The 26,966-nt window shown below is 52.7% G+C and carries 24 protein-coding genes; 13 read left to right on the forward strand and 11 right to left on the reverse strand.

The window, feature by feature from the left end; all coding sequences use genetic code 11:
- Positions 1-156: 156 nt before the first annotated feature.
- Together mobB and mobA are read right to left on the reverse strand one after the other, a co-directional pair.
- Positions 157-660: a molybdopterin-guanine dinucleotide biosynthesis protein MobB gene (gene mobB, locus AB8846_RS18385; protein ID WP_370733351.1), complete on the reverse strand. Its 504-nt coding sequence runs from the start codon at positions 658-660 to the stop codon at positions 157-159.
- The gene (mobA, locus tag AB8846_RS18390; RefSeq protein ID WP_370733352.1) at positions 657-1,241 is read right to left on the reverse strand and encodes a molybdenum cofactor guanylyltransferase MobA; all 585 of its coding nucleotides are present in this window, start codon (positions 1,239-1,241) and stop codon (positions 657-659) included. Before mobA ends, mobB begins: the two co-directional genes overlap by 4 nt.
- A gap of 68 nt (positions 1,242-1,309) precedes the next feature.
- Between mobA and AB8846_RS18395 the strand changes: the two genes are divergently transcribed.
- The 3 genes from AB8846_RS18395 (at position 1,310) to dsbA (ending at position 3,292) form a co-directional block, all read left to right on the forward strand.
- Positions 1,310-1,579 (forward strand): YihD family protein, encoded by a 270-nt coding sequence (locus tag AB8846_RS18395; protein WP_008501866.1) that lies wholly within the window; start codon positions 1,310-1,312, stop codon positions 1,577-1,579.
- A 75-nt stretch (positions 1,580-1,654) separates the two neighbouring features.
- Complete coding sequence (locus AB8846_RS18400; RefSeq protein ID WP_370733353.1) at positions 1,655-2,641, forward strand: serine/threonine protein kinase; 987 nt, start codon at positions 1,655-1,657, stop codon at positions 2,639-2,641.
- A 27-nt stretch (positions 2,642-2,668) separates the two neighbouring features.
- Positions 2,669-3,292, forward strand: coding sequence for a thiol:disulfide interchange protein DsbA (dsbA, locus tag AB8846_RS18405; RefSeq protein WP_023333903.1), 624 nt, complete (start codon positions 2,669-2,671; stop codon positions 3,290-3,292).
- Between the two features lie 23 nt (positions 3,293-3,315).
- On the opposite strand, the gene AB8846_RS18410 is transcribed toward dsbA, so the two are convergent.
- On the reverse strand, positions 3,316-4,224 hold the full coding sequence (locus tag AB8846_RS18410; protein ID WP_370733354.1) for an acyltransferase: 909 nt from the start codon (positions 4,222-4,224) through the stop codon (positions 3,316-3,318).
- Between the two features lie 440 nt (positions 4,225-4,664).
- Here AB8846_RS18410 and polA point away from each other — a divergent pair, with 440 nt between their 5' ends.
- A complete protein-coding gene (gene polA / locus AB8846_RS18415; protein ID WP_370733355.1) occupies positions 4,665-7,457 on the forward strand; it encodes a DNA polymerase I in 2,793 nt (930 codons plus the stop codon).
- A 312-nt stretch (positions 7,458-7,769) separates the two neighbouring features.
- Here the strand turns inward: polA and yihA are convergent, their stop codons facing one another.
- On the reverse strand, positions 7,770-8,399 hold the full coding sequence (gene yihA, locus AB8846_RS18420) for a ribosome biogenesis GTP-binding protein YihA/YsxC (protein ID WP_370733356.1): 630 nt from the start codon (positions 8,397-8,399) through the stop codon (positions 7,770-7,772).
- 577 nt (positions 8,400-8,976) lie between these two features.
- Between yihA and yihI the strand changes: the two genes are divergently transcribed.
- Together yihI and hemN are read left to right on the forward strand one after the other, a co-directional pair.
- Entirely contained in the window at positions 8,977-9,492 is a 516-nt protein-coding gene (gene yihI, locus AB8846_RS18425; protein ID WP_331413992.1) for a Der GTPase-activating protein YihI, read from the forward strand.
- A gap of 188 nt (positions 9,493-9,680) precedes the next feature.
- Entirely contained in the window at positions 9,681-11,054 is a 1,374-nt protein-coding gene (gene hemN, locus AB8846_RS18430; RefSeq protein ID WP_370733357.1) for an oxygen-independent coproporphyrinogen III oxidase, read from the forward strand.
- Between the two features lie 72 nt (positions 11,055-11,126).
- On the opposite strand, the gene AB8846_RS18435 is transcribed toward hemN, so the two are convergent.
- The 4 genes from AB8846_RS18435 to glnA all read right to left on the reverse strand — a co-directional run bounded on the left by AB8846_RS18435 (position 11,127) and on the right by glnA (position 15,402).
- Positions 11,127-11,237, reverse strand: a complete 111-nt coding sequence (locus AB8846_RS18435; protein WP_023333898.1) for a YshB family small membrane protein — start codon at positions 11,235-11,237, stop codon at positions 11,127-11,129.
- 111 nt (positions 11,238-11,348) lie between these two features.
- Positions 11,349-12,761, reverse strand: a complete 1,413-nt coding sequence (gene glnG / locus AB8846_RS18440; RefSeq protein WP_023309765.1) for a nitrogen regulation protein NR(I) — start codon at positions 12,759-12,761, stop codon at positions 11,349-11,351.
- 11 nt (positions 12,762-12,772) lie between these two features.
- Positions 12,773-13,822 (reverse strand): nitrogen regulation protein NR(II), encoded by a 1,050-nt coding sequence (glnL, locus tag AB8846_RS18445; RefSeq protein ID WP_370733358.1) that lies wholly within the window; start codon positions 13,820-13,822, stop codon positions 12,773-12,775.
- 170 nt (positions 13,823-13,992) lie between these two features.
- Positions 13,993-15,402 carry a glutamate--ammonia ligase gene (gene glnA, locus AB8846_RS18450; protein WP_014072406.1) on the reverse strand — a complete coding sequence of 470 codons (1,410 nt, stop codon included), beginning with the start codon at positions 15,400-15,402 and terminating at the stop codon, positions 13,993-13,995.
- Positions 15,403-15,780: 378 nt separating this feature from the next.
- Between glnA and typA the strand changes: the two genes are divergently transcribed.
- A complete protein-coding gene (gene typA / locus AB8846_RS18455) occupies positions 15,781-17,604 on the forward strand; it encodes a ribosome-dependent GTPase TypA (RefSeq protein WP_029741474.1) in 1,824 nt (607 codons plus the stop codon).
- 54 nt (positions 17,605-17,658) lie between these two features.
- Here the strand turns inward: typA and AB8846_RS18460 are convergent, their stop codons facing one another.
- Complete coding sequence (locus AB8846_RS18460; protein ID WP_370733359.1) at positions 17,659-20,577, reverse strand: autotransporter outer membrane beta-barrel domain-containing protein; 2,919 nt, start codon at positions 20,575-20,577, stop codon at positions 17,659-17,661.
- Positions 20,578-20,648: 71 nt separating this feature from the next.
- A complete protein-coding gene (locus AB8846_RS18465; protein WP_370733360.1) occupies positions 20,649-21,266 on the reverse strand; it encodes a helix-turn-helix transcriptional regulator in 618 nt (205 codons plus the stop codon).
- A 547-nt stretch (positions 21,267-21,813) separates the two neighbouring features.
- Here AB8846_RS18465 and AB8846_RS18470 point away from each other — a divergent pair.
- From AB8846_RS18470 to fabY, 6 genes are all read left to right on the forward strand, one after another.
- The gene (locus tag AB8846_RS18470; RefSeq protein WP_370733361.1) at positions 21,814-22,557 is read left to right on the forward strand and encodes a transcriptional regulator; all 744 of its coding nucleotides are present in this window, start codon (positions 21,814-21,816) and stop codon (positions 22,555-22,557) included.
- Positions 22,554-23,024, forward strand: coding sequence for a hypothetical protein (locus AB8846_RS18475; protein WP_370733362.1), 471 nt, complete (start codon positions 22,554-22,556; stop codon positions 23,022-23,024). Before AB8846_RS18470 ends, AB8846_RS18475 begins: the two co-directional genes overlap by 4 nt.
- An 88-nt stretch (positions 23,025-23,112) precedes the next feature.
- Positions 23,113-23,712, forward strand: coding sequence for a glucose-1-phosphatase (gene yihX / locus AB8846_RS18480; RefSeq protein ID WP_032662695.1), 600 nt, complete (start codon positions 23,113-23,115; stop codon positions 23,710-23,712).
- Positions 23,706-24,587: a virulence factor BrkB family protein gene (locus tag AB8846_RS18485; RefSeq protein ID WP_063144322.1), complete on the forward strand. Its 882-nt coding sequence runs from the start codon at positions 23,706-23,708 to the stop codon at positions 24,585-24,587. The genes yihX and AB8846_RS18485 overlap by 7 nt, the downstream gene beginning before the upstream one ends.
- The gene (gene dtd / locus AB8846_RS18490) at positions 24,584-25,021 is read left to right on the forward strand and encodes a D-aminoacyl-tRNA deacylase (protein WP_008501836.1); all 438 of its coding nucleotides are present in this window, start codon (positions 24,584-24,586) and stop codon (positions 25,019-25,021) included. The genes AB8846_RS18485 and dtd overlap by 4 nt, the downstream gene beginning before the upstream one ends.
- 44 nt (positions 25,022-25,065) lie before the next feature.
- Complete coding sequence (gene fabY / locus AB8846_RS18495; protein WP_370733363.1) at positions 25,066-26,007, forward strand: fatty acid biosynthesis protein FabY; 942 nt, start codon at positions 25,066-25,068, stop codon at positions 26,005-26,007.
- A gap of 8 nt (positions 26,008-26,015) precedes the next feature.
- Here fabY and AB8846_RS18500 read toward each other — a convergent pair whose 3' ends face one another.
- The gene (locus AB8846_RS18500) at positions 26,016-26,936 is read right to left on the reverse strand and encodes an alpha/beta hydrolase (RefSeq protein WP_370733364.1); all 921 of its coding nucleotides are present in this window, start codon (positions 26,934-26,936) and stop codon (positions 26,016-26,018) included.
- Between the last annotated feature and the right edge of the window lie 30 nt (positions 26,937-26,966).

The raw sequence follows: 26,966 nt of genomic DNA on the forward strand, positions 1-26,966 counted from the left end.
CGCCGTAGCGCCGATGGTAGTGTGGGGTCTCCCCATGTGAGAGTAGGGAACTGCCAGGCATCAAATAAGTAGAGAGGCCATCCGGAAGGATGGCCTTTTTGCGTTTATACGCCAAAAAACGGTAGGCCGGGTAAGGCAAAGCCGCCACCCGGCAAGTCAGACCGCACTCCACGCCACAATAAACTCCGCAATCCCATCCACATCATTTAAGTCCAGCACCGGAACTTCAAGCGGCAATACAACATCACTGGCCACCGCAATCACATGCTCATCCAGCGTTAACTCGCTGACATCATGCCCGGCATCGCTTCTGAACAGCAGGATCTTAGGCACGGCCTCATGCTTAAATCCCTCAACCAGCACCAGATCGAGCGTGGAATGATCCATCCTGCTGACCAGATAAGCGAGATCCAGCGGCGCCTCATCCGGGGTTTCTGTCATCAACGCCCAGCGTTGAGTACTTGCTACCATCGTCTGTGCTGCACCCGCTTTACGCAACGCATAGCTATCTTTGCCCGGTTTATCGACATCCATATTATGGTGGGTATGCTTAATCAATCCTGGACGGATACCTCTGGCACAAAGGGCAGGAATGAGCTTTTTCAGCAGCGTGGTTTTCCCGGTCCCACTCCAGGCGGAAATGGCTACAACAGGTATCATCTTTTCTCCTGCATCATCTGCAGATCTTCACGCGTATTGACGTTCAAAAATGCTGATTTCAAATCGCTAAAATCAACGGGATGGCCGCCAGACTCGCGCATAAAAACCATGACCCTGCGCTCTCCCGCAGCCAGATAGGCCTGCAGGGCTGGTACTAGCGATCGGTGCATCAATGCGATAGCGGGATGGTCACGCTCACCGTCATGTACCCAAACCACAGGAGCAGTACCGCGAAGCAATAACAAACGCTCGACAAGACAGGACGGAATAAACGGGGTATCGCAGGGACAGAAGATAAACCACTCACCTTGAGACTGTTGCATGACCGAAAGCATACCGGCCAGCGGTCCTGGGTAATCCTCAAGGATATCCTGGTAAACGGCGTACCCGCTGAGCTGATAAGTGTCGATATGCCGGTTAGCGCTGATGACTATTGTCGACACCTGGCCTGCAAGCGTATCAGCGACACATTGCCATAAGGGTTTGCCGTTCAGGCGTTGAAGCCCCTTATCTTTTCCGCCCATTCGCGTCGCTCTGCCACCCGCCAGAACGACCCCAATGATTTCCTGGCTAAGATTCACGAATATCGCCTCTTTTATTGTGGGATTGACCCTGCTAACGTGTCACTCTAAATGAAAGGAGCACCACCATGAAATGTAAACGTCTGAATGAAGTTATTGAACTCCTCCAGCCCGCCTGGCAAAAAGAGCCAGAGCTAAATCTGATGCAATTTTTACAGAAACTGGCGAAAGAGTCAGGTTTTGACGGCGATCTGGCAGACCTTTCTGACGACATCCTGATCTACCACCTTAAAATGCGTGACTCAGCCAAAGATGCTGTTATTCCTGGTATTCAGAAAGATTATGAGGAAGATTTTAAGACTGCATTATTGCGCGCCCGAGGCGTAATTAAAGAGTAAAAGCTTGTAAGCGGCGGCACCGAAATCGCCACAAGATGATATCCTGAATCATTCGTATAATTTCCGGATGATCGGATGAACGACCAGGCTTTTACTTTCCAGACATTACACCCGGACACCATTATGGATGCCCTGTTTGAACAGGGTATTCGGGTGGATTCCGGGCTAACACCGTTAAACAGCTACGAAAACCGCGTCTATCAATTTCAGGACGAGGATCGTCAGCGCTTCGTCGTAAAGTTCTATCGTCCTGAACGCTGGTCCGCAGAACAAATTCAGGAAGAGCATCAGTTTGCTCACGATCTGCTGGATGACGATGTTCCCGTTGCCGCGCCGCTAAAATTCAATAACCAAACGCTCCTCACGCACGAAGGGTTTTACTACGCTGTATTCCCGAGCCTGGGTGGTCGCCAGTTTGAAGCGGATAATATCGATCAGATGGAGTGGGTTGCCCGCTATCTTGGGCGTATACACCAGACGGGACGCAAAAAACCCTTTATTGCCCGCCCGACTATCGGGATTCAGGAATACCTTCTTGAACCGCGGGGAATATTCGAAACGTCTGCCATGATCCCCACTGCGTTAAAGGGTGATTTCCTCAACGCCACCGATAAGCTCATTGCTGCCGTTAAAACCTGCTGGCGCGACGATATTTCCGTCCTGCGCCTGCATGGCGATTGTCATGCTGGAAATATCCTCTGGCGCGATGGCCCGCTGTTTGTCGATCTCGATGATGCGCGTATGGGGCCAGCGGTTCAGGACCTGTGGATGCTGCTCAATGGCGATAAAGCCGAGCAACGCATGCAGCTTGAGACCATTATTGAAGCTTATGAAGAATTTAGTCCGTTTAATTCAGACGAAATTGCCCTGATTGAGCCTTTACGTGCGATGCGTTTTGTTTATTATCTCGCATGGTTAATCAGGCGTTGGGACGATCCCGCATTTCCCCGGAATTTCCCGTGGCTTACCGGAGAGGATTACTGGCGTAGCCAGATATCTACATTTACTGAGCAGGTCAAGGTTCTTCAGGAACCCCCTCTGCAATTAACGCCGATGTATTAATTAGACACACCCAGGAGAGAGTTAATCATGAAAAAAATTTGGCTGGCGCTGGCAGGTATGATTCTGGCATTTAGCGCTTCTGCTGCGCAGTTTACCGACGGTAAACAGTTTACCACGCTGGAAAAGCCGGTTGCTGGCGAGCCACAGGTTCTGGAGTTCTTCTCGTTCTATTGCCCACACTGCTATCAGTTCGAGCAGGTTCTGCATGTGTCTGACAACGTGAAGAAAAAGCTGCCAGAAGGCACCAAAATGACCAAGTACCACGTCGAGTTCCTGGGTCCATTGGGTAAAGACCTGACTCAGGCATGGGCTGTTGCTATGGCACTGGGTGTGGAAGATAAAATCACTGCGCCAATGTTTGAAGCCGTACAAAAAACCCAGACCGTTCAGACCACTGCGGATATCCGTAAAGTGTTCGTTGATGCCGGCGTGAAAGGTGAAGAGTACGACGCAGCCTGGAACAGCTTTGTGGTGAAATCCCTGGTGGCCCAGCAGGAAAAAGCGGCTGCTGACCTCCAGCTTCAGGGTGTTCCGGCGATGTTTGTTAACGGCAAATACCAGCTGAACATGCAGGGCATGGACACCAGCAGCATGGATATCTTCGTACAGCAGTATGCTGATACCGTGAAATACCTGGTTGAGAAGAAGTAATTTCGCTGATGTAAAAACGCCGGTCACTGACCGGCGTTTTTGTATGAAGATTTAATATTGTCTATCTGTTCGTCTTTCTCTTTCCAGAGCGTATTGAGCCACTGCTGGAAACGACGTTTGAAATTCTTATCGTTAACGTAATCACCATGCAGCTCGCCATCAATCGGGACCAGATCGACACGCACAACAATGCGCGTCAGGTTGCCGCTGAGCATATCGAAGAACGGCGTCTTATCATTTTCCGGATAGCAGAGCGTGACGTTCAGGAGTTTATCGAACTGTGCTCCCAGCACGTTAAGCGCCATCGCAATACCCGCCGCCTTCGGCGGCAGAAGATGCTGATAAGGAGAGCGGGTTTGTTGATGCTTCTCTTCCGTAAACCGGGAGCCTTCAACAAAGTTCACGATGGTCGTTGGATGCGCGCGAAACTTTTCGCAGGAACGGCGCGTGGTCTCCACATCTTTGCCGCGACGCTCGGGATGACGAATCAAATAGCTGCGCGAATAGCGTTTCATAAACGGCATATCGAGCGCCCAGCAGGCCAGCCCGATAAAAGGCACCCAGGCGAGCTGCTGTTTCAGAAAGTATTTGTTCATCGGGATGTGTTTGCGAAAAAGCACGCATAACACTACGATGTCCGCCCAGCTGTGGTGATTGCAGATCAGCAGATACCAGTTCTTCTTGTTAAGGCTCTCCAGCCCTTTGATATCCCACTTCAGATGCGGGTTCAGGCACAGCAGGATCGCCAGTCCTTCGCACCAGCAGTACATCATGAAGTTACAAAATGCGGACACGGCTCGCCACACCACAGGTACAGGCAGCAACAGTTTAACGATCCCGGCGACAATGATCGGCACAGAGCAGGCGACCGTCACCAGAATAGTTAAAATGATGCTTAAAAGTAATGTTATTGCAGCGAGCAATCTCGGCATGATGAGCTTTTTCAGGTAGTTAGCTGTAAGTGAGCGGCCGGCTATGCAACGCCGGGCGCTGATTTTATCAGAAAACAGACAAATTAATGGTGCTTTCACGTGATGATTTGGCCGCTTTTACCCTGTCGTAGACGATTTCACTGTCATTCGGCGCTTATCAAGGCTTATATCCACATAGACTAAATTGCCATCAGTTGGCCATATAGGTAGGATCTAATGCTATAACAGCATGATAATTAAGATCTAAAAATTATCTAATATGTGTTTTTTGTGTCTGTTATTCATATGAAGTGAAAATATGCACAAACTTATCCACAGTTTGATTTTTGCGAGCGATCCTCACGATCGCAAAATCTTTTCCTGTATCAGGCGCTAATAACTGATGTTTTCATCCTTCTGTGGCATCCTTTACCCATAAATTGATTAAAGGCACGGACATTATGGTTCAGATCCCAGAAAACCCTCTTATTCTCGTCGATGGCTCTTCTTACCTGTATCGGGCATACCATGCGTTTCCTCCTCTGACCAATAGCGCAGGGGAACCCACCGGCGCGATGTACGGCGTGCTGAACATGCTGCGCAGCCTGATCCTTCAGTATCAGCCAACCCATGCGGCTGTGGTCTTTGATGCGAAAGGTAAAACCTTCCGCGATGAGCTGTTTGAGCATTACAAATCTCACCGTCCGCCAATGCCTGACGATCTGCGTGCACAGATTGAGCCGCTGCACACCATGGTAAAAGCGATGGGGCTGCCGCTGCTGGCCGTCTCCGGCGTTGAAGCCGATGACGTCATCGGTACGCTGGCGCGTGAAGCAGAAAAGATGGGGCGTCCTGTACTGATCAGCACCGGTGATAAAGATATGGCGCAGCTGGTGACGCCAGGTATCACCCTGATTAACACCATGACCAACACCATTCTGGGGCCTGAAGAGGTGGTCACAAAGTATGGCGTGCCGCCCGAGCTGATTATCGACTTCCTCGCGTTGATGGGCGACTCCTCGGATAACATCCCGGGCGTCCCTGGCGTCGGTGAAAAAACCGCGCAGGCGCTGCTTCAGGGGCTGGGCGGTCTGGACACGCTGTACGCGGAATCGGATAAAATCGCCGGGCTCTCCTTCCGTGGCGCAAAAACCATGGCCGGAAAACTGGAAGAGAACAAAGAGGTGGCTTATCTCTCGTATAAGCTGGCTACAATCAAAACCGATGTCGAGCTGGAGCTGGGCTGTGAGCAGCTTGAAGTGCAACAGCCTTCCGCTGACGATCTGCTGAGCCTGTTTAAGAAATACGAATTCAAGCGCTGGATCACTGACGTGGAAGCCGGTAAATGGCTACAGGCAAAAGGGGCCAAACCTGCTGCAAAGCCGAAGGAGACGATCGTCGTTGACGCAGAAGAGCAGGCGGAAGAAGAAGCCGTGGCGCTTTCCTTCGACAACTACGAAACCATTCTTGAAGAGTCGCAGCTGATCGCCTGGATCGAGAAACTGAAAAAGGCCCCGGTCTTTGCCTTTGATACCGAAACTGACAGTCTCGATAACATCTCAGCCAATATGGTTGGCCTGTCATTTGCGACAGAGCCGGGTATTGCCGCCTACGTTCCTGTGGCGCACGATTACCTGGATGCGCCGGAGCAAATTTCCCGTGAACGCGTGCTTGAGCTGCTGAAGCCGATCCTGGAAGACGAAAAGGCGCTTAAGGTTGGACAAAACCTTAAGTACGACCGCGGCATTCTGCAAAACTACGGCATTGAACTGCGCGGGATTGCCTTCGACACCATGCTTGAATCCTACATTCTGGACAGCGTCGCGGGTCGTCATGATATGGATTCCTTATCTGACCGCTGGCTCAAGCACAAAACCATCACCTTTGAAGAGATTGCCGGTAAAGGGAAAAATCAGCTCACCTTTAACCAGATTGCTCTTGAAGAGGCGGGGCGCTATGCGGCGGAAGACGCTGATGTCACGCTACAATTGCACCTGAAGATGTGGCCAAAACTGCAGAAGCATGAAGGTCCGCTGAACGTGTTCCAGCATATCGAGATGCCGCTGGTGCCCGTGCTGTCACGCATTGAACGTAACGGCGTGAAAATCGATCCCACGGTGCTGCATAACCACTCCGGGGAGCTGGCGCAGCGCTTGACCGAGCTCGAGCAAAAAGCGCATGAGCTTGCAGGCGAGGCGTTTAACCTTTCGTCACCGAAGCAGCTGCAAACCATTCTGTTTGAAAAGCAGGGCATCAAGCCGCTGAAGAAAACCCCTGGCGGCGCACCGTCAACCTCTGAAGAGGTGCTGGAAGAGCTGGCGCTGGATTACCCGCTGCCAAAAGTTATTCTGCAGTACCGTGGTCTCGCGAAGCTGAAGTCTACCTACACCGACAAGCTCCCGCTGATGATCAATCCGAAAACGGGTCGCGTGCACACGTCGTATCATCAGGCTGTCGCGGCGACCGGTCGTCTCTCATCTACCGATCCTAACCTGCAGAACATCCCGGTACGTAACGAAGAAGGCCGCCGTATTCGCCAGGCTTTCATCGCACCAGAGGATTATCTGATTGTCTCTGCTGACTACTCGCAAATTGAGCTGCGCATTATGGCGCATCTGTCCCGCGACAAAGGCCTGCTGACCGCGTTTGCGGAAGGGAAGGACATCCACCGTGCAACCGCGGCCGAAGTCTTCGGCCTGCCGCTGGACAGCGTGACCAACGAGCAGCGCCGCAGCGCTAAAGCGATCAACTTCGGCCTGATTTACGGTATGAGTGCATTTGGTCTTTCGCGCCAGCTCAACATTCCGCGTAAAGAGTCGCAGAAGTATATGGATCTCTACTTCGAGCGATATCCGGGCGTGCTGGAATATATGGAACGCACCCGCGCGCAGGCGAAGGAAAAAGGTTACGTCGAAACTCTGGATGGCCGCCGTCTCTACTTACCGGACATCAAATCCAGCAACGCGGCGCGTCGCGCTGGCGCTGAACGTGCGGCAATCAACGCCCCGATGCAGGGTACCGCGGCGGACATTATTAAGCGTGCGATGATCGCCGTTGATGCCTGGCTGGAAGAAGAGAAGCCTCGCGTGAAAATGATCATGCAGGTACACGATGAACTGGTATTTGAAGTACACAAAGACGACCTCGACGCCGTGTCGAAGAAGGTCCACGAACTGATGGAAAGCAGCATGACGCTTGACGTTCCGTTGCTGGTGGAAGTGGGAAGTGGCGAAAACTGGGATCAGGCTCACTAACGGTTCTTCGCATAACGCGCCTTTTATGTAAGTTTGCAACATAACAACGCGCGTTTTGTGACGATCATTAGAATTCCCTATGTAAAGAATGAAAAAAAACTACAAAAAGTGCTTTTTCTGCAGCACAAAAAGGGGTAGAGTTATCGGCGTAGGGTACAGAGGTAAGATGTTCTATCTTTCAGACCTTTTACTTCACGTAATCGGATTTGGCTGAATATTTTAGCCGCCCCAGTCAGTAATGACTGGGGCGTTTTTTATTGCGGCAAAGAAAAATCCAGGCAAAAAAAAACGCGGCCATCGCCGCGCTCGGTATTACTCTTTTTCCGCTTCCGTCGCGGGTTCCAGCTCGCTAAACCAGGTGTCGAGCTTCTGACGCAGCTTGTCCACGCCCTGCTTTTTCAGGGAGGAGAACGGCTCAACCTGCACATCACCGTTGAATGCCAGCACCGCTTCGCGAACCATATTCACCTGCGCTTTGCGCGCGCCGCTTGCCAGCTTATCGGCTTTCGTCAGCAGCACCAGCACGGCGATATCGCTTGCTACAGCCCAGTCGATCATCTGCTGATCCAGATCTTTCAGGGGATGGCGAATATCCATCAGCACCACCAGACCTTTCAGGCACAGGCGTTTTTCCAGGTATTCACCCAGCGCACGCTGCCATTTGATTTTCATCTCTTCCGGGACCTGCGCGTAACCGTAGCCCGGTAAGTCGACCAGGCGTTTGCCCTCAGCGACTTCAAACAGGTTGATCAGCTGGGTACGGCCAGGTGTTTTTGAGGTACGCGCCAGGCTCTTCTGATTGGTCAGCGTATTCAGGGCGCTGGATTTCCCCGCATTGGAGCGGCCAGCAAATGCCACTTCAATACCGGTATCAGAAGGAAGGTGGCGAATATCGGGCGCACTGGTGACAAAATGCGTCTGTTGGTAGTTCCAGGTAGTCACGTGGTCGTCTCCAAAATCGTAATCTGAAGGGGATTATACCCGAATGCAGGCAAAAGGCTTTTCCGATTGCTACGACCTGTAGGCGAATGCCCCAACCGGTGTGAGAGATCGGCCAGTGATGCTATGGGAGATTTCAGAGAATTCGCAGGCGTTAAAAAAGCCAAACTGTTTTAAATCATAAGTTTATTTCCGGGTAATTGTCTGAAAATCTCTTTTTGTACCGTTTCGTTGCTTGTTAGTTTAACGGAACAAGGTAAAGTGTGCGTCAAGGCGAGGAAGCCAACAGGATATCGACTTAAGGATTAGGGTCAGGAGCGCCAGGAGGCGAAGACGCAGGATTGTCAGGATGACCAGCGCCTGGAGGCGTTTTAACAGGAAATGGAACCGTATCACGGACGGTATTAGCCAAGGGATAAACAGGGTTTGTTGTTGGCAAACATGGAATGTCTGACCCGCTAAGGGTTGTGAGTCAGGAAAAAAGGCGACAGATTGCTCTGTCGCCTTTTTTCTTTGCTTGCTTTCTGCTAGATTTCGCCGCAATTCTATACTGAATAAAACGGCTTAAAGATAAAACATCATGAAAAAACCGACCACCGCAGCGGGCGCGAAACGCCCTGCAAAAGCACGCCGCAAAACGCGCGAAGAACTCAACCAGGAAGCGCGCGATCGTAAACGCGACAAAAAACATCGCGGTCACACTGCGGGTAGCCGTGCCAACGGTGGTGGTGCTGCGGGTACTTCTGCAAAAGGCAAACAGCAGAAAGACCCTCGTATCGGCAGTAAAACTCCCATTCCACTGGGCGTGACAGACACCCCGGTCACTAAGCAGCACAAACCAAAGAGCGAGAAACCTATGCTTTCACCGCAGGCTGAGTTGGATTTGCTGGAGAACGATGAGCGCCTGGACGCGCTGCTGGAACGTCTTGAAGAGGGTGAAACCCTGACCGCTGAAGAGCAGTCATGGGTGGATGCCAAACTGGATCGTATCGATGAACTGATGCAGAAGCTGGGCCTGTCATACGACGATGACGAAGATGAAGAAGAAGACGAGAAGCAGGAAGATATGATGCGTCTTCTGAAGGGTGGAAACTAACATTTGCACCCGGCAGGCACGATAGTCCTGCTTATAACCCTTCCGGTTATATGTTATCTGGTGTGGTTATTCGTTAAACTACGGCGGTTGTCGCGGCGACAGAAGTGGCTGCGCACCCGAGTGATGGCCCGCAATGGGGCCAGAACGGGCCGCCGTATACGAACGCGACACCAACGGAAGGAGTGAGCATGTCAGCACCAACTATCGACTGGGATTTGGCCCTAATCCAGAAATATAACTATTCCGGGCCGCGTTATACGTCATACCCCACCGCGCTGGAGTTCTCCGATGCCTTCGGAGAGCGTGATTTCCAGCAGGCTGTCGCGCGCTATCCTGAGCGTCCGCTGTCGCTCTACGTCCATATTCCGTTCTGCCATAAGCTGTGTTACTTCTGCGGCTGCAATAAAATCGTTACCCGTCAGCAGCACAAAGCCGACCAGTATCTTGATGCGCTCGAACAAGAAATTGTCCATCGCGCACCGCTTTTTGCTGGCCGTCACGTCAGCCAGCTTCACTGGGGCGGCGGCACGCCAACCTATCTGAATAAAGCGCAAATAAGCCGCCTGATGACCCTGCTGCGCGGCAATTTCAGTTTTAACGCCGACGCGGAAATCTCGATCGAGGTAGATCCGCGTGAAATTGAGCTGGATGTACTGGATCACTTACGCGCCGAAGGCTTCAATCGTCTGAGCATGGGCGTGCAGGATTTCAATAAAGAGGTTCAGCGTCTGGTGAACCGCGAGCAGGACGAAGAGTTTATCTTCGCCTTGCTCAACCACGCGCGTGATATCGGCTTTACATCGACCAATATCGACCTGATTTACGGCCTGCCAAAGCAGACGCCGGAAAGCTTCGCCTTCACCCTGAAGCGCGTGGCCGAACTTAACCCGGACCGCCTGAGCGTCTTTAACTATGCGCACCTGCCGACCCTCTTTGCCGCCCAGCGCAAAATCAAAGATGCCGATCTTCCTTCTGCCCAGCAGAAGCTGGATATCCTGCAGGAAACCATCACCTCGCTGACCGAAACCGGCTATCAGTTTATCGGGATGGATCACTTTGCCCGTCCGGATGACGAGCTGGCGATTGCTCAGCGTGAAGGCGTACTGCACCGCAACTTCCAGGGCTACACGACGCAGGGCGATACCGATTTGCTGGGGATGGGCGTCTCCGCCATCAGTATGATTGGCGACTGTTACGCGCAGAACCAGAAAGAGCTGAAGCGCTACTACCAGCAGGTTGATGAATCGGGCAACGCGCTGTGGCGCGGCATTGCGTTAACGCGCGACGACTGCATCCGTCGCGATGTCATTAAGGCGCTAATCTGCAACTTCCGTCTCGATTTCAGCGACGTTGAGTCGCAGTGGGATCTGCATTTCAGCGATTATTTTGCGGAAGACCTGAAGCTGATTGCACCGCTGGCGAAAGACGGGCTGGTGGATGTGTCGGAAAGCGCGATTGAGGTCACGTCGAAAGGGCGTCTGTTGATTCGTAATATCTGCATGTGCTTTGATGCGTATCTGCGCCAGAAAGCGCGCCTGCAGCAGTTCTCGCGGGTGATTTAAGGCGCATTGCCAAAAGCGCGAAACGTAGGCCGGGTAAGGCGAAGCCGCCACCCGGCTTTTACGTTCAACTCGCTAGCTAAACAGCCCCACCAGCGCCGCGCACAACATAGCCGCAACGGCTGTTTGTGGCGTGTGGCTTTCAGCGGCTCCGCTAGAGAGCATATTCACGATTGTTTCCAGCATGATGTTCACCCCCAATTTCCGGGCACGATCATACAAAACTCATCGGAACAGTAAAGCGCAAAATAACGGCAATTTGCGCTCAATTAATAACCTTTACACAGCGGCGTACGATCACTCCATTCCCAGCTCTTTAAGCTTGCGCGTCAGGGTATTACGTCCCCATCCCAACAGGCGAGCGGCTTCCTGCTTATGACCCTGCGTATGGCGAAGCGCGGTGGTTAACAGCGTACGCTCCATCTCTGGCTGAGCTTCAGACAGCAGGTTTTGATGACCGGAACGCAGCGCGCGGTCGGCCCACTGTGCCAGCAGCGTCGCCCAGCTGTCCGGCAGCGCGTGCCCGGTACTGCTTTCAGGCGCGGTCGCTTCAAACAGCTCGGCCGGTAAATCCTGAATCAGCACTTCCTGCCCGGCGGCCATCACGGTTAACCAGCGGCAGGTGTTTTCCAGCTGACGCACGTTGCCCGGCCACGCCAGACGCGTCAGAGCGGCATCGGTTTCCGGGTGAAGCTGCTTGGCTTCCACACCCAGCTCGCGGGCGGCCACCTGCAGGAAATGGCGTGCCAGGCGGGGAATATCTTCCCGACGCTCACGCAGCGGCGGCAAATGAACGCGGATGACGTTCAGACGATGGAATAAATCCTCGCGGAATTTTCCTTCCTGCACGCGTTGCTCCAGGTTCTGGTGGGTCGCGGCGATAATACGCACGTCCACCTTCACCGGCGCATAGCCGCCCACGCGATAAAACTGCCCGTCGGCCAGCACGCGCAGCAGGCGAGTCTGGACATCCAGCGGCATATCGCCGATTTCATCCAGGAACAGCGTGCCGCCGTCAGCCTGTTCGAAGCGCCCCTGACGAATGGTATTTGCGCCGGTAAATGCCCCTTTTTCATGGCCGAACAGTTCGGACTCAATCAAATCCTTCGGGATCGCCGCCATATTCAGGGCGATGAACGGCGCTTTTGCCCGTGGGCTATGGCGATGCAACGCATGCGCCACAAGCTCTTTACCGGTTCCCGATTCACCGTTAATCAATACGCTAATGGACGAGCGGGACAAACGACCAATAATGCGAAACACGTCCTGCATCGCCGGCGCTTCGCCGATGATGTCTGTCGTTGGCCCAAAATCGGGCGCGTGGCGCGGCTGTTGCTGCTCCTGATAATGGCTAATCGCGCGCTCAACCAGCGCCACCGCTTCGTCGATATCAAACGGTTTGGGCAGGTAATCGAACGCTCCTTGCTGATAGGCGCTCACTGCGGCATCCAGATCGGAGTGCGCGGTCATTATGATGACCGGAAGCATAGGGTGGCGTTGTTTGATCTGCTTTAACAGCGCCAGCCCGTCCATGCCCGGCATACGAATATCCGAAAGCAGAACATCTGGCGTTTTGGTGGTGAGTGCGTCGAGCACTTCGCTGCCGCTCTCAAACGTCGTGCAGCTTAATCCCGCCCCTGTGAGCGCGCGTTCAAGCACCCAACGGATGGAGCTATCGTCATCGACTACCCAGACTATCCCTCGTTGCATAAACGTCACCTTTATTTTTTAATCGGCAGGAAAACCGAAAACTCGGTATGTCCCGGCCAACTGGTAAATTCAATTTTCCCGGAGTGTTGATCGATCAAACTGCGGGCAATGGATAAGCCCAGGCCGGTCCCGCCTTCGCGACCGCTTACCATCGGGTAGAACAGGGTATCCTGCAGATGCGATGGAATGCCGGGCCCGTTATCCTCAACGTCGATTCGGGCCGCCAGCCGGTAGCGCACGCCGTGTAACGTGAGCTGGAAGGCGGTGCGGGTGCGTAAAATAATCTCGCCCCCTTCAGACCCCAGCGCCTGCAGGGCATTACGCACAATATTTAACAGGACCTGCTCAATCTGGTCCGGGTCATGGGCCAGTTCCGGCAGGCTTGGGTCGTAATCACGTACCAGCGTGACGTTCTCCGGCAGCTCCATTGAGACGAGCTTCACCACCCGCTCAGCCACTTTATGGATGCTTTCAGTGACGTGCATTCCCGGCTGCTGTGGCCCAAGAAGACGGTCTACCAGATTCCGCAGACGGTCCGCCTGCTCAATGATGACGTTGGTATACTCCGCCAGCGCGGGGTCGGGCAGCGCCTTGGTCAGAAGCTGCGCCGCGCCGCGTAATCCACCCAGCGGGTTTTTGATTTCATGCGCCAGACCGCGCACCAGGTCACGGGCGGCAATTTGCTGCGCATGCTGAAGCTGCTCCTGGCTCAGTCGACGCTGATTATCCATCGGCGCCATTTCCAGCAGGATCATCCCATCGGGAAGACGCTGCGCGGTCAGCGACAGAATGTGCGAGCGTCCGTCGATCACCAGCGTCACTTCGTTATCGGTAAACCCCTGGCCAGCCTGCAAACTTTCATGCATCAGGCCAATATTCAGCGAAAAATAGCTCAGGAGTTCAGGAAGCGGGGTGCCGAACAGTTTACGTGCGCTTTGGGCGAGCAGCTGCTGCGCCGCCGGGTTGGCGTAATGAACGGCCAGCTCGTCATCGACCAGCAAAATGCTGTTAATCAAAGAATTGAGGATCTGCCCAGCATCGGGCAGCGTGCCAGTTGCCATTCAGCAGTCTCCTGGAGTTGTTTGCACTGTTTTAGTGCAGTATAGCGTTTTCGGCGTAAAAAGCGCGTGAGATCAGGTTGTTGGTGGAGAAAAAAGCCCATCCGGAGATGGGCTAAAAGTTTCCACGGCAACTACCCCCGGCGCTTATCACGCCGGGTAAAACAACTTTATTAAACGCTGTAGTACAGCTCGAACTCAACCGGGTGCGGAGTCATACGCACACGGTCGTTCTCTTCAATACGCAGAGCGATGTAAGCGTCGATAGCTTCATCAGTGAACACACCGCCCGCAGTCAGGAACTCACGGTCTGCGTCCAGCGCCTGCAGGGCTTCTTCCAGAGAGCCAGCAACCTGTGGGATCTCTTTCGCTTCTTCTGGCGGCAGGTCGTACAGGTTTTTGTCCATCGCTTCACCCGGGTGGATCTTGTTCTTGATACCGTCCAGACCGGCCATCAGCAGTGCTGCGAAGCACAGGTATGGGTTAGCCGCTGGATCCGGGAAGCGCACTTCGATACGACGCGCTTTCGGAGAAGCAACAACCGGGATACGGATAGAAGCAGAACGGTTACGTGCAGAGTAGGCCAGCATCACTGGCGCTTCGTAGCCCGGGACCAGACGCTTGTAGGAGTTGGTGGTTGGGTTCGCCAGGGCGTTGATCGCTTTAGCGTGTTTGATAACACCACCGATGTAGTGCAGCGCCTGCTCGGACAGACCCGCATATTTGTCGCCAGAGAACAGGTTGGTACCGTTCTTGGACAAAGACATGTGGCAGTGCATACCGGAACCGTTGTCGCCAAACATTGGTTTTGGCATGAAGGTCGCGGTTTTACCGAAACGGTGCGCAACGTTGTGCACAACGTATTTGTAGATCTGAATCTCATCCGCTTTTTTAGTCATGGTGTTGAAGCGGGTAGCGATTTCGTTCTGGCCAGCGGTCGCCACTTCGTGGTGGTGAGCTTCAACAACCAGGCCCATCTCTTCCATGATCAGACACATGGTAGAACGGATGTCCTGTGAAGAATCGACCGGAGGAACCGGGAAGTAACCGCCTTTCACGCCAGGACGGTGACCTTTGTTACCACCTTCGTATTTGGTGGAAGAGTTCCATGCGCCTTCGATGTCATCGATAGCCACGTGGGAACCAGAAATTGAAGCGCCGAAACGGATGTCGTCAAACAGGAAGAACTCTGGCTCTGGTCCGAACAGAACGGTATCCGCGATGCCGGTAGAACGCAGGTACTCTTCAGCACGTTTTGCGATAGAGCGTGGGTCGCGGTCGTAGCCTTGCAGCGTGCCTGGCTCGAGGATGTCGCAACGGATGATCAGGGTTGGTTCTTCGAAGAACGGGTCAATGAGCGCAGTGGTCGCGTCCGGCATCAGAACCATGTCGGATTCGTTAATGCCTTTCCAGCCACCAATGGAGGAGCCGTCAAACATTTTGCCTTCTTCAAAGAATTCGGCGTTCACCTGATGAGCAGGGATTGTGACGTGCTGTTCTTTACCTTTGGTATCGGTGAAGCGCAGATCAACAAACTTCACTTCATGTTCGTTCAGCATCGTCAAAACGTGTTCAGCGGACATACTTAACTCTCCAGATTGGTCATTGTCGTCGTGGTAACGAGGTCTTCAATTTCTGTTTGTACTGGCTGTTGCCATGTATTTTTTATAAAGCGAAATCTGTGCCAACTTTTAAAACACCCCAAAAAGGCGTTATCATGCGCACCATAGTGCAAAAGGGCTGCACCACGATGGATTTGTTGCACCAGTATAGTGCTTCAATGTGAACATTGAGCACCATATTGGTGCAATTTACGTTAAAGTGCCCTTTTACCGCTCCGTGAAAGCGATCACAAAGCATCTCTGCAATACTTGTTTGCGGGGGATGTTTGTGATCCTGTTTTGTAGTGCGATTAATCCGTGTACAATAACGCGCTATTTCTAAATGCCTGAGGCAAAGTTGTGATCGAAAATTTGCGTAACATCGCCATCATCGCGCACGTAGACCATGGTAAAACTACCCTGGTTGACAAGCTGCTGCAGCAATCCGGTACGTTTGATGCGCGTGCCGAAACCCAAGAACGCGTGATGGACTCCAACGATTTGGAGAAAGAGCGTGGGATTACTATCCTCGCGAAAAACACCGCGATTAAATGGAATGACTACCGTATCAACATCGTTGATACCCCAGGGCACGCCGACTTCGGTGGTGAAGTTGAACGTGTAATGTCCATGGTAGACTCCGTTCTGCTGGTCGTTGACGCAATGGATGGCCCAATGCCACAGACGCGCTTCGTGACCAAAAAAGCTTTTGCCCATGGTCTGAAGCCAATCGTTGTTATCAACAAAGTTGACCGCCCTGGCGCGCGTCCTGACTGGGTTGTTGACCAGGTCTTCGACCTGTTCGTTAACCTCGACGCGACCGACGAGCAGCTGGACTTCCCTATCGTTTACGCCTCTGCGCTGAACGGTATCGCAGGTCTGGACCACGAAGACATGGCTGAAGACATGACCCCGCTGTATCAGGCGATTGTTGACCGTGTTCCTGCGCCAAACGTCGATCTCGACGGCACCCTGCAGATGCAGATCTCTCAGCTCGACTACAACAACTACGTTGGCGTAATCGGCATTGGTCGTATCAAGCGCGGTAAAGTGAAGCCTAACCAGCAGGTTACTATCATCGATAGCGAAGGCAAAACCCGTAACGGTAAAGTTGGTAAAGTACTGACTCACCTGGGTCTTGAGCGTATCGAGAGCGACATCGCTGAAGCGGGCGACATCATCGCTATCACCGGTCTGGGTGAACTGAACATCTCCGACACCATCTGCGATCCGCAGAACGTCGAAGCGCTGCCAGCCCTGTCCGTTGATGAACCAACCGTAACCATGTTCTTCAACGTCAACACCTCTCCGTTCTGTGGTAAAGAAGGTAAGTTCGTTACCTCTCGTCAGATCCTTGACCGCCTGAACAAAGAGCTGGTGCACAACGTTGCGCTGCGCGTTGAAGAAACCCCGGATGCAGACGCATTCCGCGTTTCTGGTCGTGGTGAGCTGCACCTGTCTGTTCTGATCGAAAACATGCGTCGTGAAGGTTTCGAAATGGCGGTTTCCCGTCCGAAAGTCATCTTCCGCGAGATCGATGGCCGTAAACAAGAGCCATTCGAAAACGTAACGCTGGACGTTGAAGAGCAGCACCAGGGTTCTGTGATGCAGGCACTGGGTGAGCGTAAAGGTGACCTGAAAAACATGAATCCAGATGGCAAAGGCCGCGTACGTCTCGACTACGTGATCCCAAGCCGTGGTCTGATCGGCTTCCGTTCAGAGTTCATGACCATGACCTCCGGTACCGGTCTGCTGTACTCCACCTTCAGCCACTACGACGACGTTCGTCCGGGCGAAGTGGGCCAGCGTAACAACGGCGTGCTGATCTCCAACGGTCAGGGTAAAGCGGTTGCGTTTGCGCTGTTCGGTCTGCAGGATCGCGGTAAGCTGTTCCTGGGTCACGGTGCAGAAGTTTATGAAGGCCAGATCATCGGTATTCACAGTCGTTCTAACGACCTGACCGTAAACTGCCTGACCGGTAAGAAACTGACCAACATGCGTGCGTCCGGTACTGACGAAGCAACGGTTCTGGTTCCACCGATCAAGATGACTCTGGAGCAGGCTCTGGAATTCATCGATGATGACGAACTGGTCGAAGTGACTCCACAGTCAATTCGTATCCGTAAACGTCACCTGACCGAGAACGATCGTAAACGTGCGATGCGCGGTCCGAAAGAAGACTAATACGGTTAATTCGTATTAAAAAAAGCCGCTGATTTCTCAGCGGCTTTTTTGTTGTTATTTGAAGCTGTATTTCACTCCCAGCATCCCCTGGGTATCGCTGTAGCCTTTGTCGCCTATTTGCTGAGCCACATTGCCCCATACGCTAAGCTGCGGCGTAATCTGTCCCTCTACGCCTGTCTTAAGTTCACCGATATTGCGAGTACCGCGCATTTCATTGCTGACGTCATCCATGCGGATGCGCGTGGTCTGGGTATTGTGGATCCAGTTTGCCTCGATAAACGGCTGGAAGGTCCGTGATTTACCGTCGTCAATCGCATTATGGCCGCTGATGTAGGCCTTCACGCCGAGACGTGTCATCAGGTTCCCCTGGGTTTCGTCTTTCACCCGCGTACCGTTGCGTTCGCGATGATCGTCAGCCTGCACGTCCATCCAAACGGCCTGCGCCTTCGGCTGGATCCAGTAGCTGTTGCGGCCGCTTTCGCCTACCTTAACGCTATAGCCAGCTTCTACAGAAGCGGTCACGCCGCTGGAGCGATAACGCTCAGTGGCCTGGTCCTGCCCCATAACCTTATTGTCGAACCAGTTATACAGCATCCAGCTATCCACGTAGGTACCACTTTTATCCGCGTCGTTTGCGTACCAGGTACCGTATAGCCCTACGCTATAGCCATTCACTTCACCGCGTGAGCGGTATCCGGTCAGGCTGGAAGCACTCCGGCTCTGGCTGTTGCCGTAGCCCGCCATCAGGCCAAGATGCCAACGATCCAGGCCGTCGGTGCTCCACTGGGCGACATCACCACCCAGCTGCAGTACGTAGCGATTGGCGGTGGTTTTTAGCTGGCCGCTGCCGTCCCTGAAACGCGTATGGCCGCCGACGTTACGCATCCACAGACTCGTTACTTTTTGCTCGCCGGTGAGCATGTCGGTGTACTGCGTTTCACCCAGACGATCGTACAGGCGGGTCATAAACAGCGTATTTGCCGCATAGCTGTTCGCCTGATAGCTACCAAATTCCGGGCGATATTGATGCTCGCTTTTTGGTGGTGCAGGCGGTGGAACCGGCTCTTGAGGCGGAATCACCGGGTCAACAGGCGGATCAATCGGGTCGACAGGTGGGGCTACGGGGTCGACAGGCGGGTCCACGGGGTCGACAGGCGGGTCCACAGGGTCCACAGGGTCGACAGGTGGGTCTACCGGGTCAACCGGTGGATCAACGGGCTCAGCCTGGCTGGTCAGAAACCAGTTTTTACCTTTTTGCACAACGTTATAGTCATAACCCCCCGCTACGATACGGCTGGCCTTCTCAAACGTTCCGTCAGAGTTGCCGCCCACGCTGACAATTTCAATCCCTTCTACGGTTTGTGCGCCAGTACCGCCAATGTTATTCACTTCCACCCCGGTATGACCGGAGGTGTTCCCTTCAACGATCAGTTTGTCCGTTTCAGAGGTGTCGTCAAACAGCACGGTATTGAAAACCAGCTTGCCGCCGTTGCCGATAAAATCGTCACTGATGGTCAGAGTTTGCCACGCCGCATCCTCAGCATGCTGGAAATTAATCGTGCCGCCCTCATTCAGCGTCAGGCTGGTCAGCGTTGAGCTGTCACGCATATTCCACACGGCATCATTCATCGTAAGCGCGATAGTCCCGCTACCGTTGGCGTTGCTCTCAATATAAGACGCCCCGTTCCAGAGTGAGTTATCCTGCATGGTTAGCGCGATCGCGCTGTTTTGCGCTGCCGCAGTGCTGGTGGCCGCGACGCCGCCTGCGGAGAGGATATCGCCGTTGAGGATGAATTTTCCGCCCGCGGAGGCATCAATCACGCCACCGTTGCTGGCGTTCAGAGCATAGCTACCGTTGTCGCGCTGGCCAGCAGTGGTAATGGTTGCGCCACCCTCGAGCGTTATCACGCCGCGTGACCAGGCATACATCCCGTGCGGCGCTTGCGCGGAGCTGCTGGTTTTCTCGCTGCTGTTGACCGCAATGGTGACGTTATCACCAAGATTCACCGCGCCTGTGTACGCATAGACGCCATGTGCGCTGGCACCGTTGGTGGTGATGGTCGCGCCTTCATCAAGGGTGATGGTTGACGAGCCGGTAGAGTACACCCCAGAGGCGCTGGCCGCGTCGGTGGTTATCGTCGCGTTTTTTCCCAGCTCAATTTTAGATGCGGAACCTGCATACAGGCCGTAGGCCGATGTGCCGTACGTTTCGATGGCGGCTTCATTACCCAGACGGACGTATGAGCCGCTCTGGTTGGTACGAATCCCCTCGGCGTAGGTACCACGCGTAACAATATGCGCACGATCGCCGACGATAACGTTATTTTTGGCCTTTGACGCATCATTCAGTGCATAGGCGCTGATGCCTCGACCGGTACTGCCGGTGGTTTCGATATAGAGATCGTCACCTACATAAATATTGGCGGAGCCGAGAGAGCCCTGGCTGAAGGAGCTGTATCCGGCATTAATGCCGTCACCGCTTTGGCCATTGACGTAAATGTGGGTACGGTCGCCGGTAATGATAAACACCGGGTTGTCCGGCGTGTTCATCCCATGGGTACGAATGCCGTCGACGTCTTTACCATTGTTGGCGGCCACTTTTGACTGGGTGCGAATAGTCAGATCGTCACCAAATATCACTCCCGGGCTGCCGGACGTGGAGTTCTGAATCACGGTTACCGAATGCTCAAAGGCTTCTGCCCCCGGTCCTTCGAGGGTGATCCCATCTCCGTAGATCGGAATATTACCCGCGCTGTACTGGTAGACATAGTTAGGGTCGCTGGTATTTTTGCTAAAGTTCGCGTTTGCCGTTGCTGGGATCAGCGCCTGTATTTCTGCAGGCAAATCCGTTACTGCTCCGGAGGCAGGTAAATTAGCAAAATCTATTACCGCTGCATGTGCGGCAAATAGCGCTGACGATAACGCCAGAGAAATCGCAGCGGCGATTGGTGAATGTTTCATTAAATATGGCATAACTGCCCCCTTTCTTTCAGGCGTAGAACACCCTCCACACCATTAAATGTGGGTATATTAAGTGGTTGAAATTACAAAATAGAAACGAGAATTTTATGAATGCTGTTGCCTAACTTCCTCTCAAGTCGTACTTTATGAACATAAATTTTTTTAACATCAATGCTGTCTGTTTTTATAATCTCCTGGAGACACGCTCCTGATAAAAATCGGTTAAGTAAAGTGAATTCGACGGTATTCAACGTACTTCCTCGTCTACTATTCACCCGTCTGCCGGAGAAAAGATGGCTAATTTTTTCCTGTAATATAACGTCATTATCATCCGAATAAATAACTCCCTTTATTTCACTGCGGTGATTGAATAAGTAATTAGCTAGCGCCTCCAGTTTGCGGTCCGTGATAATGACGATGTTCATGTTGGTTATCGTCAAACGTTCAATCCATTGCGGATCGGCAAGCACACGCAGGTTGTGCATCGAAAAATCTACAAAAATAAATCCACGTGATAAGTGATTCTTGTTCCCACGCAATATTTTATTTTCTACTGCAATCTGCAGGAAATGATTACCAACCGGCCAAACCGCGAACGAGGCGTTGCCACAGTATTGTGATCGTACTGCGTTATCTGGATATAACTGACAGGACAATTCACAGCTTATACAGCGGACAACCTTTTGCGACGATGTTATCATCCAGTCCACTCCTGTCTTATTTTCATAGTCAATATTTCACTGCCGCTCAAATGTGTCAATCTTGAAACATATTTGGTGATCCTGCCTTATTTACGAAAAACAATGGCAGAGAATATAAATTCCTGGTGGTCTCTATTCTGTCAGGCCGTCGTCATAGCGAAAGAACATCCACTGGCAGAAGTAAACCAGGAATATTCATCAATCCTTTAAGATTATTCGACAAAAAAGAGTCGAAAAGGAAATTCACGAAATAGCACTAATAGCTAAAGATTCGTTTCTTCTTTCTGCCGTTACGTCAGTCTTTTCTCTGGTTGCGGCTCAATATAGTTATTTAGCCTGGCGAAGTGTAATGAAATCTCATTATGTCGTTTTAGATGAGGGAAACCTAAGAAAAACGGCTTGTAACAGATTGAAAAATAATATGTTGTTTTTAATCTTAGGCGGGATGGTATCGCGTCCTAATCCATCTGACCTATAATGTTGTTAAATATACGTATATGTTTTTAGCGTATAAAGTTAGGCATTGTTATTGCAGAGGAAGGGAAAATTGTATCTCATTAACAAGTTGGTCGAGTATGACCCAGAAAACAAAACGCTGGTGAATCATATTACCGGGCGCACGATACAATTGCAGCTTCCTGCCAATCTCTGTTTTCTTTATCTCGCCACCCATCCTGGGGAAATTATTCCGCAAAACCAGTTAATGGTGGTGGGGTGGGGGGATCGCAATGACGTCACCACACCGAATACCTTTTACCAGGCCATTTTGACATTACGCAATGCTCTGGCTGAGGTGGGGTTACCGCGCGATACGGTAAAAACAATTTCTCGCCGCGGGCTGATGCTTTCCGAAGCCACTCAGGTTGAAGTATTTACCCCAGCCGCCGAGCTGACCATCGTCAATAAAGACGTGGCAATAGCCGATGGCACCGAGAGGCAGAAGACGGCCTGGTGGATAATTATCACCGCGACGCTTTTGCTGATCGCGCTTATCAACGGGGGGATATTATATAAACACCGCCAGAACATGCCGTTTAGCCACTTCATTCCACTTTCGACGGGCAGCGCGACCAACGCCTGCCAGCTTTTTTATGCCCCTAATGAACATATTCAGGATCATTACTTGCGCCTGTTAAAAAACTACCCCGGTCTATGCGCCGAAAAACGATACGTTTTCCTCATCGGCTATAGTAAAACGGAGCGAATCGCGGCGTTTGTCTGTAATAACGATGCGCGATGGGACGCGGCAGCTTTATGTACCACGCATTATTTTTGGGCGCATGAGCAATGAAGACACTCCGGAACCGTATTATTTTGCTGGCGGCGTTTCTGATGGCCGCTATCACCAGCGGGTGGTTAGCGTATTCGCATTTTTCGAGTACGCCGATACGCTGTACGGGAGATGTGGAATGGACGATTGGTAAAAATCGATTTGTGGGTACGGTTTCCTGGCGGATGCAGCATCGGGAGGGGGCTACCGTCATTAACGGTAAATTATTTGGTCAGACGGTTTCTGAAGTTAACCGGACCATCTATTTTCACTACAGCTATCATCAGAACGCGCGCGTACTAAATAACGATCGTATTGTTAAAACCTTCGCTGATAATGCGGATGAGGCTGATATCAACGCAACGCTGCCGGGTTTTTATCGCACGCCGGGAAGAGAGTTGAGCCTGATGATCGATGAGTACCGGGGTGCCTGGCTTTTTGCCGCGTCAAACGTCCCTTCACTTTACTGTCGTAAAAACGCGCCGTAGAAATCGATCGCACACCTTAGACGGCACGCATAGTCAAATCTCTCTATTCCCGCTACAGTTACTTCTCCACGGCGAGCAGGAGATAACCATGCTTTATATCTTTGATTTAGGAAACGTAATCGTCGATATCGATTTTAATCGCGTGCTGGGTGCATGGAGCGACTTTAGCCGCGTTCCGCTGGCGACACTGAAGCAGAATTTCGCGATGGGCGAGACCTTCCACCAGCATGAACGCGGCGAGATCGACGATGAAGAATTCGCTGAACGTTTCTGTCAGGAGATGGATTTACCCTTAAGCTACGAGCAGTTTTCACACGGCTGGCAGGCAGTGTTTGTCGCCATCCGGCCTGAAGCGATCGACATCATGCATAAGCTTCGCGAGCAGGGCCATCGGGTCGTTGTGTTGTCAAATACCAACCGTCTGCACACCACGTTCTGGCCTGAGGAATACCCTGAAGTTAAGGCGGCGGCCGATAAGATCTATCTCTCACAGGAGATGGGGATGCGTAAGCCTGAAGCGCGCATTTATCAGGCTGTTCTGCAGTCAGAGGGATTCACCGCGGCCGATGCGGTCTTTTTCGACGACAACGCCGATAATATAGAGGGAGCTAATCAGTTGGGTATAACGTCAATTCTGGTGACCGGAAAAGAGACGATACCAAACTACTTCGCGAAGCAGCTATGCTAAAAACCGTTCATCAAAAAGCCACGCATCATACTCGCCCGCTGAGGGCCTGGCTGAAACTGCTCTGGCACCGTATTGATGAGGACAACATGACCACGCTGGCGGGTAACCTCGCCTACGTGTCGTTGCTCTCATTAGTGCCGCTGGTGGCGGTCATCTTTGCCCTGTTTTCCGCCTTTCCAATGTTTGCGGACGTCAGCCTGCAGCTTCGTCATTTTGTCTTCGCGAATTTCATTCCGGCAACCGGGGATGTCATCCAGAACTACATTGAGCAGTTTGTCGCCAATTCCAGCAAGATGACGGCAGTGGGGGCATGCGGTCTTATCGTCACGGCGCTGCTGTTGATGTATGCCATTGATAACGCGCTGAATACGATCTGGCGGAGTAAAAAAGCGCGGCCAAAAGTGTATTCCTTTGCCGTGTACTGGATGATCCTCACGCTGGGGCCGCTGCTGGCCGGGGCGAGCCTGGCGATCAGTTCATATCTCCTTTCCTTGCGCTGGGCGAGTGATTTAAACGGCGCTATTGATAATGCGCTTCGCATCTTTCCGTTGATTCTTTCGTGGCTCTCGTTCTGGCTGCTCTATAGCGTCGTGCCGACCACGCGCGTGCCTAACCGCGATGCGGTTGTGGGGGCGCTGGTAGCGGCGCTGCTTTTTGAGCTCGGTAAAAAAGGGTTTGCCCTCTACATCACCATGTTCCCGTCTTATCAGCTGATTTACGGCGTGCTGGCGGTGATCCCCATTTTGTTTGTCTGGGTCTACTGGACCTGGTGTATCGTCTTGCTTGGTGCCGAAATAACTGTCACTCTCGGTGTATACCGCGAACTGAAAAAAGCAGCAGAAGCTGAAAAACAACAAGAAGCAGACCAACCATGATTGCATTGATACAGCGCGTAACCCGTGCCAGCGTCACCGTGGAGGGAGAGGTGACGGGCGAAATTGGCCCAGGACTTTTGGTGTTGTTAGGTGTCGAAAAGGATGACGACGAACAAAAAGCCAACCGCTTGTGTGAGCGCGTGCTGGGCTACCGTATTTTCAGCGATGCGGAAGGTAAGATGAACCTGAACGTCCAGCAGGCGGGCGGCAGCGTGCTGGTGGTTTCCCAGTTTACGCTGGCAGCGGATACCGAGCGCGGCATGCGCCCGAGTTTCTCTAAAGGTGCCGCGCCGGATCGTGCAGAAGCACTTTACGAGTACTTTGTTGAGCGTTGTCGCCAGCAGGAAATGAATACGCAAACCGGACGATTCGCTGCAGATATGCAGGTTTCGCTGGTGAACGATGGCCCCGTCACATTCTGGCTCCAGGTATGAGCCAACTGGCGGCGTGGCCGCGGGTAACAAGAGAGAGTACAGCTATGTATCACCTTCGAGTACCGCAAACGGAAGAAGAGTTAGGCGCTTATTACCAGTTCCGCTGGGAAATGCTGCGCAAGCCACTGCATCAGCCAAAAGGCTCCGAACGCGATGGCTGGGACGCGATGGCCCACCATCAGATGGTGATGGACGAGGAGGGTAACCTCGTCGCCGTCGGGCGCTTGTATATCAACGCCGATAACGAAGCGTCTATTCGCTTTATGGCGGTTCATCCCTCCGTGCAGGACAAAGGTCTGGGAACGCTAATGGCGATGACCCTTGAGTCCGTCGCCCGTCAGGAAGGCGTTAAGCGCGTCACCTGTAGCGCCCGCGAAGATGCCGTAGAATTCTTCGCCAAACTTGGTTTTGTGAATCAGGGGGAGATCACGACCCCGCAAACCACGCCGATTCGTCATTTTTTGATGATTAAACCCATCGCCACGCTGGATGATATTCTTCATCGTGCCGACTGGTGTGGTCAGCTGCAGCAGGCCTGGTATCAGCACATTCCGCTCAGTGAAAAAATGGGCGTGCGCATTCAGCAGTACACCGGACAAAAATTTATTACCACCATGCCGGAAACCGGCAATCAGAACCCGCACCACACCCTGTTTGCCGGAAGTCTTTTCTCACTGGCCACGCTCACCGGCTGGGGACTTATCTGGCTGATGCTGCGCGAGCGCCATCTGGGCGGCACCATCATTCTGGCCGATGCCCACATTCGCTATAGCGCACCAATAAGCGGCAAGCCGACCGCCGTGGCCGATCTGGGATCACTGGGTGGCGATCTTGACCGCCTGGCGCGCGGCCGTAAAGCTCGCGTACAGATGCAGGTCGAACTGTTTGGCGATAAAACACCGGGTGCGGTGTTTGAAGGGACCTACATTGTTCTTCCGGCGAAGCCTTTTGGTGCATATGAAGAGGGTGGGAACGAGGAGGAGTAATTTCTTGTTCATTCATCTCGGGCGTGCTTAATCCGCCCGGCGATATCCCGCATAACGTCTCGCGCTGACTGGCTGACGCCGCCAAGCTGAAAGAAGCCATGGATGACGCCCAGCCAGCGCTGAGCGGTACACTTCACACCCTGCTCAGTCAGATGCTGATACAACATTTCTCCCTCATCGCACAGCGGATCGTACTCTGCGGTAATGATATGCACTGGCGGAAGCCCGTAAAAATCATCGCGCCACAGAGGGCTAGCTTCCGGATGCTGGCGGTCAGTCTCTGCGAGATACATTTCATACCCACTAAGCAGGGTATCGCGGGTGATAATATAATCCGTGCCATTAAGGGCATAGCTTTCAAAACTGGCCGTGGCGTCGAGCATGGGATAGATAAGAATAAGCTGCACAGGTTGCCACAGCTTTTTAACCTTAAGCCTCAGCGCCGTTACCAGCGCCAGATGCCCTCCTGCGCTGTCTCCACAGAGGGTGAGCCGGTTCTTATCTACGCCTAATTTGTCTGCATACTGCCAGACCAGATCCGCACCTCTTTCAGCATCGTCATGCGCGGCGGGAAAGGTATGCTCCGGTGCCAACCTGTACTGAATTGCAACGATCCGGCAGTTTCCTTTAAACGCCAACTGGCGAAGCTGATTATCATGGGTATCAAAACCACCGCTGACAAAACAGCCGCCGTGATAGTAGATGGCTGCAGGTAGTATTTCTGGTGCATTGAGGGGCGAAAATACCCGAAAGGTCATACCTTCAAGAACATGCGTTTCAACCTGGACGCGAGCTTCTGTCTCTCCGGCAAGCCCCGTGCTGGCAATATACCCTGCACGTCGTACCTCAATGGTCTGTCGACGCGACGAGGGCCGACCTGCAGCGATAAATCCCTGAACCAGCTGCGCAATACCCTGTTCCAGTGCCATAAGAACTCCCTTTAACTGTATGGATATACA

This window comes from Enterobacter sp. KB-221C9, assembly GCF_041320715.1.
GTDB classification, from domain to species: domain Bacteria; phylum Pseudomonadota; class Gammaproteobacteria; order Enterobacterales; family Enterobacteriaceae; genus Enterobacter; species Enterobacter asburiae_D.